The 14,102-nt window shown below is 44.5% G+C and carries 14 protein-coding genes; 6 read left to right on the top strand and 8 right to left on the bottom strand.

Annotated elements, in window-relative coordinates; all coding sequences use genetic code 11:
- Window positions 1-34: 34 nt before the first annotated feature.
- Window positions 35-1,477 (bottom strand): MDR family MFS transporter, encoded by a 1,443-nt coding sequence (locus CEG13_RS10405; RefSeq protein ID WP_100011808.1) that lies wholly within the window; start codon window positions 1,475-1,477, stop codon window positions 35-37.
- 187 nt (window positions 1,478-1,664) lie between these two features.
- Here CEG13_RS10405 and CEG13_RS10400 point away from each other — a divergent pair, with 187 nt between their 5' ends.
- Together CEG13_RS10400 and CEG13_RS10395 are read left to right on the top strand one after the other, a co-directional pair.
- Complete coding sequence (locus CEG13_RS10400) at window positions 1,665-2,759, top strand: oxidoreductase (RefSeq protein WP_100011807.1); 1,095 nt, start codon at window positions 1,665-1,667, stop codon at window positions 2,757-2,759.
- Between the two features lie 228 nt (window positions 2,760-2,987).
- Window positions 2,988-3,383 carry a DJ-1/PfpI family protein gene (locus CEG13_RS10395; RefSeq protein WP_100011806.1) on the top strand — a complete coding sequence of 132 codons (396 nt, stop codon included), beginning with the start codon at window positions 2,988-2,990 and terminating at the stop codon, window positions 3,381-3,383.
- On the opposite strand, the gene CEG13_RS10390 is transcribed toward CEG13_RS10395, so the two are convergent.
- The 5 genes from CEG13_RS10390 to CEG13_RS10370 form a co-directional block, all read right to left on the bottom strand.
- Window positions 3,370-3,933 (bottom strand): shikimate kinase, encoded by a 564-nt coding sequence (locus CEG13_RS10390; RefSeq protein WP_100011805.1) that lies wholly within the window; start codon window positions 3,931-3,933, stop codon window positions 3,370-3,372. The two genes, CEG13_RS10395 and CEG13_RS10390, sit on opposite strands and share 14 nt — an antisense overlap.
- Before the next feature lie 48 nt (window positions 3,934-3,981).
- Complete coding sequence (locus CEG13_RS10385; RefSeq protein WP_100011804.1) at window positions 3,982-4,389, bottom strand: nucleotidyltransferase substrate binding protein; 408 nt, start codon at window positions 4,387-4,389, stop codon at window positions 3,982-3,984.
- Window positions 4,355-4,696: a nucleotidyltransferase domain-containing protein gene (locus CEG13_RS10380; RefSeq protein WP_100011803.1), complete on the bottom strand. Its 342-nt coding sequence runs from the start codon at window positions 4,694-4,696 to the stop codon at window positions 4,355-4,357. Before CEG13_RS10380 ends, CEG13_RS10385 begins: the two co-directional genes overlap by 35 nt.
- 130 nt (window positions 4,697-4,826) lie before the next feature.
- Entirely contained in the window at window positions 4,827-5,453 is a 627-nt protein-coding gene (gene tmk / locus CEG13_RS10375) for a dTMP kinase (RefSeq protein ID WP_100011802.1), read from the bottom strand.
- Window positions 5,454-5,540: 87 nt separating this feature from the next.
- The gene (locus tag CEG13_RS10370; protein WP_100011801.1) at window positions 5,541-6,944 is read right to left on the bottom strand and encodes an aminotransferase class I/II-fold pyridoxal phosphate-dependent enzyme; all 1,404 of its coding nucleotides are present in this window, start codon (window positions 6,942-6,944) and stop codon (window positions 5,541-5,543) included.
- A gap of 612 nt (window positions 6,945-7,556) precedes the next feature.
- Here CEG13_RS10370 and CEG13_RS10365 point away from each other — a divergent pair.
- A complete protein-coding gene (locus CEG13_RS10365; protein ID WP_100011800.1) occupies window positions 7,557-8,045 on the top strand; it encodes a hypothetical protein in 489 nt (162 codons plus the stop codon).
- An 824-nt stretch (window positions 8,046-8,869) separates the two neighbouring features.
- Here CEG13_RS10365 and CEG13_RS10355 read toward each other — a convergent pair.
- Entirely contained in the window at window positions 8,870-9,331 is a 462-nt protein-coding gene (locus tag CEG13_RS10355) for a helix-turn-helix domain-containing protein (RefSeq protein WP_100011798.1), read from the bottom strand.
- Between the two features lie 165 nt (window positions 9,332-9,496).
- Here CEG13_RS10355 and fdhF point away from each other — a divergent pair, with 165 nt between their 5' ends.
- Entirely contained in the window at window positions 9,497-12,451 is a 2,955-nt protein-coding gene (gene fdhF / locus CEG13_RS10350; protein ID WP_100011797.1) for a formate dehydrogenase subunit alpha, read from the top strand.
- Window positions 12,444-13,094 carry a helical membrane plugin domain-containing protein gene (locus tag CEG13_RS10345; RefSeq protein ID WP_100011796.1) on the top strand — a complete coding sequence of 217 codons (651 nt, stop codon included), beginning with the start codon at window positions 12,444-12,446 and terminating at the stop codon, window positions 13,092-13,094. Before fdhF ends, CEG13_RS10345 begins: the two co-directional genes overlap by 8 nt.
- A 105-nt stretch (window positions 13,095-13,199) precedes the next feature.
- Here CEG13_RS10345 and CEG13_RS10340 read toward each other — a convergent pair whose 3' ends face one another.
- Complete coding sequence (locus tag CEG13_RS10340; protein WP_192869538.1) at window positions 13,200-13,400, bottom strand: sigma factor G inhibitor Gin; 201 nt, start codon at window positions 13,398-13,400, stop codon at window positions 13,200-13,202.
- 193 nt (window positions 13,401-13,593) lie between these two features.
- On the opposite strand from CEG13_RS10340, the gene CEG13_RS10335 reads away from it, so the two are divergent.
- Window positions 13,594-14,028, top strand: coding sequence for a DUF1801 domain-containing protein (locus CEG13_RS10335; protein ID WP_100011795.1), 435 nt, complete (start codon window positions 13,594-13,596; stop codon window positions 14,026-14,028).
- Window positions 14,029-14,102: the final 74 nt, after the last annotated feature.

Here is a 14,102-nt window from a genome sequence, read left to right as displayed (position 1 = left end):
AACGCACTGGAAAACGGAATATCTCCCTCTGCTATTACATATTTTCCGCTCTTTTCCTATCATCTGTTTCCGCTGCTTCAATTTCCTCATCAGCAGGATAAGTCTTTTTAAGAAACATAGATAAGATAATTCCAATCAGCGATAAAACAGCAATCACCCAAAAAGCTACGTTTGCTCCGTGAATGTCAGGATTTGCGACCTGAGGATTTTGCTGGGAGCTTTGTGCCGTCATCGTCATCACTGCAACGAGGATGGCAGTCCCGACGGATGCTGAAACCTGCCGCATCGTATTATTCATCGCCGCACCGTGAGGGATCAATTTTCTCGGCAATTGATTCAAACCTGCTGTCGTGACAGGCATCATCACCATCGAAAAGCCAAACATGCGAATCGCATACATAACGATCAGGAACGTGAGCGTCGTAGTGGTGCCCAGGAAGCCAAAGGCCAAGGTAGAACCAGTCATAATAACCAAGCCGATAATCGCCAGCCAGCGGGCGCCAACCCGGTCAAAGATTCGCCCGGTAATCGGCGACATTAATCCGGAGATGATCGCCCCAGGAAGAAGAACCAGACCGGATTCCACAGCTGTGAAATCTCTCATATTCTGCATATAAAGCGGAATTAACGTTTCCGTGCCGATCAAGCCAAGGAACGTGATCATGCCGATGATGGTTGCAATGGTAAAGGTGCGGAATTTGAATACCCGGAATTCCAGCATCGGCTGGTGCATGCTTAATTGTCTTAGAATAAAGATGGTCAGGGAAATGGCACCAACGGCAAGCGTGACAATAGTTATCCAGCTGTCCCACCCATAATTTCCGGCACTGGAAAAGCCAAACAGCAGCCCGCCAAAGCCGATGGAAGATAAGATAATCGATGGAATATCGAGTTTCGGATACGTAAGCTCGGTAACATTTTTTAATATGAAATAAGCAATAATAATAATTAAAATAGCTAAAGGCAGAATGAGCAAGAATAAAAATCTCCAGGACAAATTAGACGTGACCCAGCCGGACAAAGTCGGTCCAATAGCTGGCGCAAACGAGATAACAAGCCCGACATAGCCCATGGCTGCCCCACGTTTATGCAAAGGGAAGATTAATAGAAAAATAGTCTGCATGAGTGGCAGCATTATCCCTGCTCCGGCCGATTGAATAATTCTGCCTGTCAGCAATACGGCGAAATTTGGGGCAAGCCCTCCAACAATCGTTCCAAGTACAAATACACTCATTGCCGTTAAAAACAGCTGGCGTGTAGTAAACCGTTCAATTAAAAACGCGGTGACGGGTATCATGATCCCATTGACGAGCATAAAGACAGTGGTCAGCCATTGCGCTGTATTCGCCGATATATTCATTTCTTCCATGATGGGAGGAATAGCTGTAATCATCAGCGTCTGGTTCAAAATCGCGATAAATGAACCCGTCAGCAACAGAGCAGCCATCAATACTTTGTTATACGGTTGCGTCGTCATGTGTGTTCCCCTTTTCCGCCAACGAAATGTATCATTTGACTATCGCATTATACTCGGTGTGGGAGGAAGTTACAAGCTTTTGGTTTATATTTTCATCTGTTTTACTAAACAAACGTATTCAATTACAATATGGCTGTATTCATTTCCAGCAGGTAGTTGAAAATAGACATAAAGGAGAAAATTTACAATGGCAAATACCAATAAATTATTTGAGCCTGTAAAATTAGGTAATACAGTATTAAACAACCGGGTAGGGGTTGCACCCATGACACGTATCAGCGCGACATTTGAAGGATTGGCAACCGATCAGATGGTATCGTACTACACGTCTTTTGCTCAAGGCGGATTTGGGTTGATCATTACGGAGGGAAATTATATTGATGACAAATATAGTCAAACATATCCTCATCAACCGGGCATCGTTTATGATGAACAAGTGGAGGGATGGAAGAAAGTTGTAGATTCGGTTCATCAAGCAGGAGCAAAAATCTTTATGCAATTACAGCATTCGGGTGCCCTTTCTCAAGGAAACCGTTTTGCCGGGGAAACGATTGCTCCATCTGCTGTTCAGCCAAAAGGGGAACAATTGGCAATGTATTTAGGCGAAGGTCAATTCCAGACTCCAAGAGAAGCGGCAAAAGAAGAGATCCAAGAGGTTATAATCAGTTTTGTTCATGCTGCTAAACATGCTCAATCGGTTGGGTTTGATGGAATTGAACTCCATGGTGCCAATGGTTATTTACTTGATGGATTCCTTACTGATTATACGAATCAGCGCAAAGATGAATACGGCGGCTCCACAGAAAACCGAGTCCGTTTATCATCTGAAATAGCTAAAGCAATTCGGGAAGCTGTCGGGGATGAATTCACCATTGGCATTCGGATTTCCCAGGCGAAAGTAAATGATTTCTCACACAAGTGGGCAGGAAAAGAACAGGACGCTGAAATCATCTTTGGTCAATTAGGAAAAGCTAATGTTGACTATATCCATGTCACGGAACACAAAGCATGGGAGCCAGCGTTCGATACAAATGGACCCTCACTGGCCTCTCTCGCAAAAAAATACGGAAATGTTCCCGTCATCGCCAACGGGCATTTAGAGGGTCCAGAAAAAGCTGCGGAAATCATTGAAAGTGGAGAAGCGGAAGTGGTTACCTTAGGTAAAGGCGCCCTGGCTAACCATGATTGGGTCAGCAAAGTCAAAAATGGAACGCCGTTAGCAGCGTTTGACTCAGAAAAAGTTTTAAACCCGGATGCCAGGATTAAGGAATTTGAAGCATAAATTATCGTTAAGTGCTATAAGAATTTGCGAACACGCTCCTTTAAACATTTGAAGGAGCGTGATTTTTTAGGTGGAGCTTCATAAAACCCTATTAACACTATCCTTTTCGACAGTATGTGTTACAAAAGTGCGTACTTACATTCAATTTTACATTTTGTATAATGAAGGTAGCTCCAGGGAAAGCATGAGCAAATTTGAAAGACATCCTGGAACGAGGAAGAAATAATAATGACCAAAAATAAATCCGTATTAATAGTGGTGACAAGCCATGATAGCTTTCAAGGAGGAAAAACAGGAGTTTGGCTTTCTGAGTTTGCTGAAGCTTATTATGAATTCACGAAGCGTGATTATAAGGTGACTGTAGCAAGCCCGCTCGGAGGAAAAGGGCCTTTTGATCCGACTAGTATAGATGAAAATACATCTCAGGACCTTTTAGATGCTGAAATATATTTAGAAAAAACGATACCGTTAGATGAGGTTACAACAGAGGATTACGATGCTGTTTTCTTTCCTGGCGGTTATGGTGCGATGTTTGACCTTCCGGATAATATAAAATTACAAGGCTTACTCCGTCATTCCGTTGATAATAATAAACCGGACGCTCTATTTGTTAAAAATCATTAGTTGATACTTCAATTATTTCTTCAGCAATATCCTTAATAGATCTTCCTTTTGTATAGATAACATGCTTTGCTAACAGCTTATTAGACTTGTGTTTAACAAAGTGCTCATTTAGCTCATACACGGCATTATTCGCAGTAACATCCTTAAGCCTTTCATGTAAAATACTTATCGACTCTTGTTCATTTTGGCTTGGCAGTAACAAAAAAACATTTTTATATCTATCTAAAACAGCCTTTACTTCTTTCAATAAATGTTCATCTTCATAAACAGAATGTCCTGCACCGAAATCATGAACATGGTCTGGGTAATCTTCCAATACTCTTTTAACAGCGTGAGCCTCAAATGGCTTCCAATACTTATACATAGCTTTATAGCCGTCATTCTCAAGTATCTTATCTTGTTTTTTCTTGTTGAAACCGATTTCCCTATAATAATCAAACCGTAAGTCATCCATGGGCCGTTGAGGGACCCCTAATCTGTCAGAGATGGCTTTTCCTACTGTACTCTTACCGGCACAAATAGGGCCAATTAATATAATTGTATCGATCATTAACATCCCCCCATACAATCCGATCTGATTTCAAGAGTACGCTTTCTTCTATCTTATCTTTTTCAATTCTTCTTCCAAAGTACTACCCAGGTTAGACAAAAGATGGCTGTAGGTATTTTTCACTTTTTCATAAATCAGTCTGGCTTCCTCTTCATCATAGAGATGGGAAGTTTTATTACGGTCTTCCATCATATCAATCCATTGTTCCCCGTCATCAATTAACCCGTAGGCATATGCTTCTCTTATGGTTGCCCTCGGACTTTTGAGTTCACTAATTCCCGTATATTGCAAATACCTTTTCATTAACTTCCAGCTTAATTCATAGGTGAATTCAAATCTCTTAATAACCGCGTCGTAAATAATATCATAATCTAATTGAATTTTCGTCGCTTCATCCAGCTTGTTGCTCGCGCGTTTGTAATCACCAAGCTTCTCGTAGAGCCTTTCCTTGTTCATAAATAACCACTCCCTCTTTTTGTATATTAAAGATCATCTTTTCTTTAGATAGCCGATCCATAAAAGCCACATCAATTTTTAATGGGGTGGGAAGTTCATCTATGAATTGTGCGATTAGGTTCTGTTGAGAATGAGAGCTATTTATAGTAAAGAAAGCCAAATCGATATCAGAAGAACTCTGAAAGTCACCTCTTGCTCGCGACCCAAATAAAACGACTTTTTCTATTTGGTCATTATTCGCACAATAACTTTGCAATTCGTTAATAAAGCGTGTTGAAATTCCTGTTGATTCCCAACTTGTTCCCATTATACTTCACCCCAATTCACTATAAGGATATACCAATATTTTAACAATAATTCATTTGAAGCACGAGCAAAAGAAGGTAAGTGGGCTCCATTCCTACAAATAAAGAGCGGGGACAAATCATCCCTACTCTCTAATCTAGATACTCCGTTATCACCCCGACAGCCTCTCTCTCCACTTCCCTCATCGGCTGGTCCGCATCCACTCGCCGAATACGCTCAGGAAATTGCTCCAACAGCAGCTGATAAGCCTCATAGACTCGCTCATGAAACTCCAGGTTTTCCAGATCCAGCCGGTTTTGTTCCCTGTTTTTATTGGCTGCAATGCGCGCCAACCCTTTTTCTGGCGTAATATCAAAGAATAATGTCAGGTCCGGCATGCAATCCTGGATGGCGAATTGATTAATGGTGAAAACCTCATCCATTCCAAGTCCCCTGGCATGTCCCTGATAGGCAAGGCTTGAGTCAACAAAACGGTCGCAGAGGACAATTTTCCCCGCCTCCAGAGCAGGCAATACCTTCTCCACGAGGTGCTGCCTTCGTGCTGCCGCATATAAAAGTGCTTCGGTGCGCTCTTCCATCTTGATGTTCGCTGGATCAAGGATGACTTTCCTGATTTGTTCGGCGATGTCGATCCCGCCCGGTTCCCGTGTCAGCAGCACTTGATAGCCCCGCTTTAACAATTCTTCATTCAAAGCATGTATAATAGAAGTTTTTCCGGCACCCTCGCCGCCTTCCACTGTAATAAAATGTCCCTTCACGTCGGTTCGTCTCCCTCATTGCTTCAGTAAATCTATTTTTGATGCGACCTCGCAACACTTGAGTTATAGTTCTTCTCCTGCATTGATTCAATAAATCCGTATGCCTTCTTCCCGCTGCTGCAGGCGAACTCCTGTCTCCAGCAGGCTCACGATGCTGTCAATATGTACTTGCGTTATGCGTTCCCCTTTCAGGATCAGCGGAATTCCCGGCGGGTACGGGATCACAGCCTCTGCCGCTATATGACCGGCACTCTCCCGGAGCGGAACCAATCTATCTGTCAGCTGATTCATTTCCTGATAAGACATTTCCAGTTCTTGGACTGGCTCAAAAAATAGTTTTGCCGTTTCTATTGTAGCATGACCAGCCGTGTTTTTTAATTGTGTATTTATCCGTTCCAGTTTCTTTTTCAAGTCGGGCAATTGCTCAAACGGCGCCAGCCCATGGATAAACAGGATTTGATTATGCGTCGCGAGCTCAGGGTAAATATTTTCCTGTTCAAAAAGCCAGGCTGTCTGCTGGGCGGATATGCCGGGATTCATCTGCAGCATTATTTTCAAGGGATCGTTTGCAGGAATGAGCTCCCAATGGTCCGATTCGGCCAACGTTTCGTTCAGCTTTTTCACGCTAAGGAGAATCTCCTTCAGCCGCTCCGGTGTCATCTCTGCCAGGAAGGCGCGCGCCAGATCCAGTGATGCCAATAGCGGATAGGACGGGCTGCTTGACTGGATCATCTGCAGATAGTGGGCGATTTTTTGCTTGGATACAAGCCCTGAATTCATATGTAAATAAGCCGCCATCGTCATTGCCGGCGCCATTTTATGTGCCGATTGCACGACTGCATCTGCTCCAAGATCGACAGCAGAGAGAGGAAACGGCTCTCCAAGGGAAAAATGCACGCCATGTGCCTCATCGACAAGCACTGGAATTCCCCACCGGTGGGCGAGGTCAATCATTTCTTTAAGCGGATATGTGCAACCGAAATAATCAGGATAGGTCAGCACCACAGCTTTCGCATCAGGATGTTGCTCGAGCGCCTTTTTCAGAGAGGTGCTGTCTGGGCCGGTATAGCGGTCGGTGCTTGCGTCAAATTCCGGGGCGATCAAAATCGGTCGGGCGCCACTCAGTTCCAGTCCGTTCATCACCGATTTATGCGCATTGCGCTGCACGATCACCTTATCTCCGGCGCTGCAAGTAGCCAGAATCATCGCCAGATTGCCTGCCGTACTGCCCCCAACCAGGAAAAAGGTATGTTCAGAGCGAAAGTATTCCGCCGCAAGCTCCTCTGCCTCGGCAATCACGCCACTTGGGGCATGCAGGTCATCCAGCCCTGGCAGCTCGGTCAGATCCAGCTGCAGCAGTGATGCAAAAAAATTCTCCGCCTGTTTCGGAAAGATGCTGCCATTTTTATGGCCCGGGACGTGGAAGGAGGTGGGTTCGTTTTGATGGAATTGTTGCAGTGCTTCAAATAGAGGAATTTTGTACTGTATCATTTTTGGTCTCTCCAGTTATTTAATCGTATTGGGGTTTAATAAGTATGTCTAAGATGAAGGGTAAAACATTAGGGGACGTTTAGTAAAGATAAATGGTAAAACGCTTGTTGATTATTGAACATCTAACATGTGCGAAAACAGTCAGTGGAGCCCTTACCAAGACTAAAGTCCCCTCAGCAGAGATTGCTTGCTTGCTATCTTGTCGGATTTTGTCGTTAGTTTCATATATATACTAATTTTCGAATGATAGATAAACTAATAGTGAAAGCAACTTAGTTATTTTGGGAGCAAATGAAAATAATTCGGAGTGCCAGTTTCGATAGCATTGTAAGTGTGAGTTAATATTCCCTGAAACTGAAAGTTGGGCTCCTTTTTCATACCAGCAGTGGGGTTACCGAATACAATCCCATCTTCCGGGTCAGCACCCAACACTAAAATATGAGTGGCTTACGAGGGAGGGATAGTATAATAATAGACTTGTTATTCATCATAGTTTAAGGACTGTTTGATCTAGGTATCACTAGAATTCGTGGGAAAAGGGATCTACAGTAATAATTAAATGTGCTATCCCTATTGCTAGTAAATTTTATAAATACTGGAGGTAAAATTATTATGTTAAAAAGACTTTTGACCTTGGTGATTATTTTTTCCGTAGCTATTATGCCGACTCTTGCTTCAGCTGCTACCATAAATGATAAGCGTGTGAGTGATGCTACTCTTGAAGAAATAGAAGCTATGGCAATGGAATTAGAATACATTTTCACAGAAATTGCTGTTAAAGACGAAGCTACTGGTGATTATGTTATTAATCATCAAGAGTTGAACAACTCGTCCTATAGTGATGTAGAGAAAGCAAGCATCGAAGGTTTTGCTGACTATATGAACAGTAGGGGAGCAATCTCTATTCAGAGTAATGTTTTTGAAAGGTGCTGGGCTGATGCGGTTGGTATTAGCGGCGCTGTATTAGATGAATTCTTAGGCTATGTAGAAAATCAGGACTGGATTGCAGCAGCAGGAATCCTTGCATTAGCTGGTATTTCTGTACACCCCATATCAATATTTATTTTCTCTTTAACATGTGGAGCAAACCCTGTTGAATAAGAGTTATAACCTGACCGTAGTAAATACCAAAAGATTTAACAAAAATTAACGTAAATAAATAAAATGGGGGAATCTCTTTTCGTAATTCTAGAATTCGTTAAGAGATTCTTTCTACTTGTTTGCTAAATAATGTTAAAATATGTATGGTATACTTATCATCTATGAGAACAGCATAGCCATAATTTATGGGGGCAATGATAAATAAGAAACCATGTTAATTGAGTAGCTTTTTACGATACTTTACACATTATGATAATTCAAGGTGAAGGGATGAGAGTTTATTAACATTCTAGAGCTTGTAAATGACGCCTCTGTATTACTACTACTCTTAAGTTCATTATTTTATTTCTTGCATCTACGGAAAGTTAAACGAGAAAGGAAACTTTCCAATTTTGAATATGCAATGTATATAATAACCCAACTTGCATATATTCTTTGGGCCGGTAGTTATCTTCTAATGATCTTATCAACTTAAAAAAAGTCATCTATTCTGTAGTAGATGGTTTAGGATTTGAATCTATAGATTTGGGGCACATAAAGCAGTTTTTATATTCATGCCTTTACAATCATCGTAAGGTTGGCTGCCGTACTGCTGCCAGTCAGAAAAAAGTATGTTCCGCGCGAAAATTCCCCCGCCAGGCTCCTCAGCCTTGGCTATCAACCACTTGTGGCATTCAGGTCATCCAGCGCTGGCAGTTCCGTCAGAATTAGCGGCAGTGGTGATGAAAAAATCTGTAGAATTTTTATGGCCCGGGACGCGGAAAGAAGTGGGTGGTTGGAATGGAATTCTTGTCTACCGTCAAATAGGGGGATTTGGCGCTGTTTTATTTTCTATCCTCCTCCGTATCTTCTTCCAGCATTTCCAGCATCGTTTCTGCCACTTTAATAGAATTTATTCGTTGAACTTCCTTCTCTTGGATATATTTGATAAATTCTGGTGTTGCGAGAAATTGCTCCGTTGGTATAAGCCATTTCCCGCTTCCTTCCAGTCGCTGTTTGGCTTTTATTTTGCCTTCTGTGCAATACCTTCTTACCATTTGATGTGAAACACCTAACAAGGCGGATACTTCACTTACAAGCAAGAACTCAGGCAGATACGGTGTTGTCATTTCTTTCAGTATTCGATTCGCCTCTCCCTCCTCTCCATCGCCAAGTTCACTGTATGCTGCTGCTCTCTTCTTTTCCAATTCAATAGAATGGAGTACAAGTTCCACATAGCGCTTAGTTTTTTCATTTGCCTCTTGATTCTCCAATTGAGTATTAATGTTGTCATAATTAGACGACATTTTTTCTCTCCTCCCTTCACCTAATAAGTATAACCTGAAATTTTCCGAAACAAAAGAAACTTATTTACATTCAGCGTTTTAATCCATATATAAAAGGGAAAAACTATCCATATACTCTTTTTCCCACCAAATGAAAAAACTGGATAACCAGAAGGGAGAGGTTTTATGCCGAATGCCAAAGAAATCATGCTCAACGGCAAGCAGGTCACCATTGGGAAAAATCAGTCGGCATTGGATGTGATGGCCGAGCATAATGTGGAGGTCCCGAGTTTGTGCTACCATCCCAGTCTTGGGGCGATTGAAACATGTGACACATGCATTGTCAATGTGAATGGCGAGATGGTGCGCTCCTGTTCCACCGAGCTGAAAGATGGGGATATGATTCGTACCGATGGCGAGGCCCATGAGGCACAGCTGCTTGCGCTCGACAAGGTGCTTGGCAATCATGAGCTGTACTGCACGGTCTGCGACTATAACAACGGCAATTGCGAGATACATAACACTGTCAAAGAAATGAAAATCAATCACCAGACCACTCCTTTTGCCGAGAAAGAGTATGAAGTGGACCGCAATTCCTTTTACCGCTATGACCCGGATCAGTGTATCCTGTGCGGTCGCTGTGTCGAAGCGTGTCAGGATTTACAGGTGACAGAGACCCTGACGATTGACTGGGAAAGGGATCGTCCGCGCGTCATCTGGGATAAGGACTCGCCAATTGAGGATTCCTCCTGCGTCAACTGTGGGCATTGTTCGACGGTCTGTCCGTGCAACGCCATGATGGAAGTCGGCATGGAAGGCGAGGCCGGATTTTTAACCGGGCTGGCGGAATCATCCATGCGGCCGATGATCAACATCACCAAAGAAATTGAAACTGGTTATGACCAGCTGATGACGGTCTCCGATGTGGAAGCTTCCATGCGTGAGCACCGGATTGAGAAAACCAAAACCGTCTGCACGTACTGCGGGGTAGGCTGCTCCTTTGATGTGTGGACAAAGGATCGTCAGGTATTAAAGGTCGAACCGCAGCAGGAAGCACCGGCCAATGGTGTTTCCACCTGTATTAAAGGTAAATTCGGCTGGGATTTTGTCAACAGCGAAGAACGTTTGACCAAGCCGCTCATCCGTGACGGCGAAGGTTTTCGGGAAGCGGAATGGGAAGAGGCTTACGGCTTAATCGCAAGGAAATTTACCGAAAAGATGGAGAAAAACGGCCCGGACTCGCTGGCTTTCGTTTCTTCTTCCAAATGCACCAATGAAGAATCCTATTTAATGCAAAAGCTGGGCCGCTCCGTTGTCGGGACAAACAATATCGACAATTGCTCCCGCTACTGCCAATCTCCGGCGACCATGGGACTGTGGCGCACGGTCGGCTATGGCGGCGATTCCGGCTCAATCACCGACATTGCAAAGGCGGAACTGGTGATTATTACCGGATCCAACACCGCCGAATCCCACCCTGTGCTGGCCACCAGAGTCAAGCGTGCGCAGAAACTGCACGGGCAAAAAGTCATCGTGGCAGATCTGCGCAAACATGAAATGGCCGACCGCGCGGATTTATTCATCCAGCCATCCGGTGGCAGCGACCTTGTCTGGATCTCTGCTGTCACGAAATATTTGGTCGACCAGGGCTGGCATGACAAGGATTTTCTAAAAAACCATGTGAATGGCATGGAGGATTATATTCAAAGTCTCGAGCCATACACCCTGGAATATGCCGAGCGTGTGACCGGTGTGCCTAAAGATGAGATGATCGAGATTGCCGAATCGATTCATAAAGCAAAGTCCACTTGCTTCCTGTGGGCCATGGGAATTACCCAGCATGGCGGCGGCAGTGATACAAGCACGGCGATTTCTAATTTGCTGCTGATTTCTGGTAATTACATGAAGCCGGGTGCTGGCGCTTATCCACTGCGCGGCCATAACAATGTCCAGGGTGCCAGCGACTTTGGCAGCATGCCGGACCGCTTCCCTGGCTATGAGTTTGTCAGTGATGAGGAGGTTCGCGCCCGCTATGAAAAAGGCTGGGGCACCGAGCTGCCAAGTGAGCCAGGACTGAATAATCATGAGATGGTCAAGGCGATCCATGACGGCAACTTGCAAGCCCTGTATTTAAAGGGAGAAGAGATGGCTATTGTTGATTCCAGTGCCAACTATGTACAGGCGGCGTTTGAAAAGCTCGATTTCTTTGTCGTGCAGGATGTCTTTTTCTCCAAAACGGCAGAGTTTGCCGATGTCATCCTGCCAGCAAGCCCGAGTTTTGAAAAAGACGGCACCTTTACCAATACTGAACGCCGTTTCCAACGGTTGTACCAAGTATTTGAACCACTCGGTGAATCCAAGCCGGACTGGCAGATCCTTATGGAAATCGCCAACCGTCTGGGTGCGGAGTGGGATTATGAGCATCCAAGTGAAATCATGGACGAGGCTGCCTCTCTTGCACCAATGTTTGCAGGTGTCAGCTATGAGCGGCTGGAAGGCTACAACAGCCTGCAGTGGCCAGTGGCAGCAGATGGCACGGATTCACCGCTTCTGTTTGAAGAGGAATTTCCGTTTCCGGATGGCAAAGCACGTCTTTACCCGGTGGAATGGACCAAACCGATTGACTTCGGGGAGGGATATGACCTACATATCAATAATGGCCGGCTGCTTGAGCATTTTCATGAAGGCAACCTGACATACAAGTCGGAAGGAATTTCGAAAAAAACGCCGAGTGTCTTTCTCGAAGTGTCTCCACAACTGGCCGAAGAACGCGGACTGGAAGATGGCACCGTTGTCCGTCTGACCTCTCCATATGGCAAGGTAAAGGTTTCTTGCATTGTGACCGACCGGGTGAAAGGGTATGAATTATATTTACCGATGAACGCTCAGGGCGAGGGCGCAATCAACTACCTGACGAGCTTCCATGCGGATAAGGATACCGATACGCCAGCTTATAAAGAAGCATGGGTAAACATGGAAGTGCTCGAACCCAAGGGAGAGAGCCCGCTGCCGAAAATCAACCATCGCTATGGTAACCCGCAGCCACAGATCGGAGTAGGGGTGGAACGCAAATGGGCACGCAAGGATTACACCTTCCCAGGCGATGTCGTGAGGGCAAGGAGGTCCAGCACCCATGGCTAAAGCAACCAAGCTCATCCATCGCATGGAACTGTCCAAAGAAGAACAGCGAAAACGCGACTGGGAAGAAATTGAAACGGCTCTCTTGCAAAATAAGCAGGCATTGACGGAAGCGATAGAATTATTGCAGCATCTGGAGAAGAAAAAATTCCTTGAGGCAGGGAATGCTGCTTTGGCCGAAAGTCAACAAGTCCTGGATATCGTGGTGAAATTCGTGGACAACACGGATACCACCCAGTCAATCAAAAACGCGCTGCTGGTGTTTGACACTTTGGGAAAGATGAACATGGAGGAACTCGAACCGCTTATTTTAAAAATAAATACTGCAATTTCCCAAGTGGCCAAATATGAGCATTATGAGAGGGAAAGGGGCGGTTACCCCCACCTTCTCCGCGCTTTGAGAGATCCGGAGGTAGTGGAAGGGTTAAATGTCCTCACTGCCTTTCTGAAGGGCTTAGGCGTCAACCAGGAAGACCGGGAGAAGGCTTCTGAGGAGTCCAAGGAACAGCACGCGAGGGAAGAACAGGAAAGCGAGAATCGTGATGGCAGCAAGTCCTCCTCTTTCAGGGGCAAATGGTATTTGGCCGCGGCTGGAGCATCTCTGGCGGCGTTGCCGTTTTTGCTGGTTAAGCGGAAGGTGCGGTAAGGGAATTTCTGTAAAAACAAAGCGAAGACTCTTTTCGGGAAGGGTCTTCGCTTTTTTATGAAGAAAAATAAAAAGCCTTTGCAAGCAAAGACCGCAAAGACTTATCTAAGAATATAATTTTGGCTTAGTCACATTTTTTAATTTCCGTAAATAATAATTGTATTTTTCTTCTCTTGGTTCGGTGTGGATCATGTTATGCTCACATTCGCTGCAGATAAACGTCGTATAAAGATGAATGCCCTTTGCCTTTTCCTCTTCACAAATGCCGCACCGCTCCATTGGTAATGCCTGTTTTGCCTGTTCCATTTTCCCACCTCCCATAGAAATTAGTATCTCCCAATCTTGCAGAACTTATACAAAAAAACTTTGAAACATTGAAATGGGTTTCATAACCGGGTTGGAGTCATTGCGAAGTCAGATAATTGGCTTGCGAAATGCCCGAATTCCGGTAAAATGGAAGTAACATCTAAACAGTATATGATGGAAGGAGGAAAATGTTTTGTATAAATTGAAAACAAAGCAAAATGACAACAGTGTCGTAGAGTTTATCGAGCAGGTGGAGAGTCCAAAAAAGCGGGAGGACGCCTACCGGTTATTGGATATCTTCACCGAAACAACAGGCTATCCAGCAAAAATGTGGGGACCCCAAAAAGCACCGAGCATCATCGGCTTCGGCTCCTATCATTATAAATACAAGTCCGGTCATGAAGGCGACGCCCCGCTCGTCGGTTTTTCTCCACGCAAAGCAAAAATCAGCCTGTACATGGCAACAGGAGATCCTGACCGGGAAGTTCTGCTGCAGGATTTTGGGAAGCATACTACGGGGAAAGCATGTGTTTATATTAATAAGGTGGATGATATTGATGTCGAGGTTTTGCGGAAGATGATTAGGCAGTCTGTAGAGTTTTTGAGGGGAATGTATCCGGAGAAATAACGGGGATGGAGGTTGCTCGACTTCAGATTTCTTTCCGTGCTGTTCCACATCGTGCTCCCACCGCCAACAAAATT

Source organism: Lentibacillus sediminis (genome assembly GCF_002763455.1).
GTDB classification, from domain to species: Bacteria; Bacillota; Bacilli; order Bacillales; family Amphibacillaceae; genus Lentibacillus_D; species Lentibacillus_D sediminis_A.
This window is presented reverse-complemented; position numbering and strand designations above follow the sequence as displayed.

Excerpts from the sequence above, each read along its gene's own strand:
- CEG13_RS10405 (WP_100011808.1), bottom strand. The coding sequence starts at position 1,477 with ATGACGACGCAACCGTATAACAAAGTATTGATGGCTGCTCTGTTGCTG.
- CEG13_RS10400 (WP_100011807.1), top strand. The coding sequence starts at position 1,665 with ATGGCAAATACCAATAAATTATTTGAGCCTGTAAAATTAGGTAATACA.
- CEG13_RS10395 (WP_100011806.1), top strand. The coding sequence starts at position 2,988 with ATGACCAAAAATAAATCCGTATTAATAGTGGTGACAAGCCATGATAGC.
- CEG13_RS10390 (WP_100011805.1), bottom strand. The coding sequence starts at position 3,933 with ATGATCGATACAATTATATTAATTGGCCCTATTTGTGCCGGTAAGAGT.
- CEG13_RS10385 (WP_100011804.1), bottom strand. The coding sequence starts at position 4,389 with ATGAACAAGGAAAGGCTCTACGAGAAGCTTGGTGATTACAAACGCGCG.
- CEG13_RS10380 (WP_100011803.1), bottom strand. The coding sequence starts at position 4,696 with ATGGGAACAAGTTGGGAATCAACAGGAATTTCAACACGCTTTATTAAC.
- CEG13_RS10370 (WP_100011801.1), bottom strand. The coding sequence starts at position 6,944 with ATGATACAGTACAAAATTCCTCTATTTGAAGCACTGCAACAATTCCAT.
- CEG13_RS10365 (WP_100011800.1), top strand. The coding sequence starts at position 7,557 with ATGTTAAAAAGACTTTTGACCTTGGTGATTATTTTTTCCGTAGCTATT.
- CEG13_RS10355 (WP_100011798.1), bottom strand. The coding sequence starts at position 9,331 with ATGTCGTCTAATTATGACAACATTAATACTCAATTGGAGAATCAAGAG.
- fdhF (WP_100011797.1), top strand. The coding sequence starts at position 9,497 with ATGCCGAATGCCAAAGAAATCATGCTCAACGGCAAGCAGGTCACCATT.
- CEG13_RS10345 (WP_100011796.1), top strand. The coding sequence starts at position 12,444 with ATGGCTAAAGCAACCAAGCTCATCCATCGCATGGAACTGTCCAAAGAA.
- CEG13_RS10340 (WP_192869538.1), bottom strand. The coding sequence starts at position 13,400 with ATGGAACAGGCAAAACAGGCATTACCAATGGAGCGGTGCGGCATTTGT.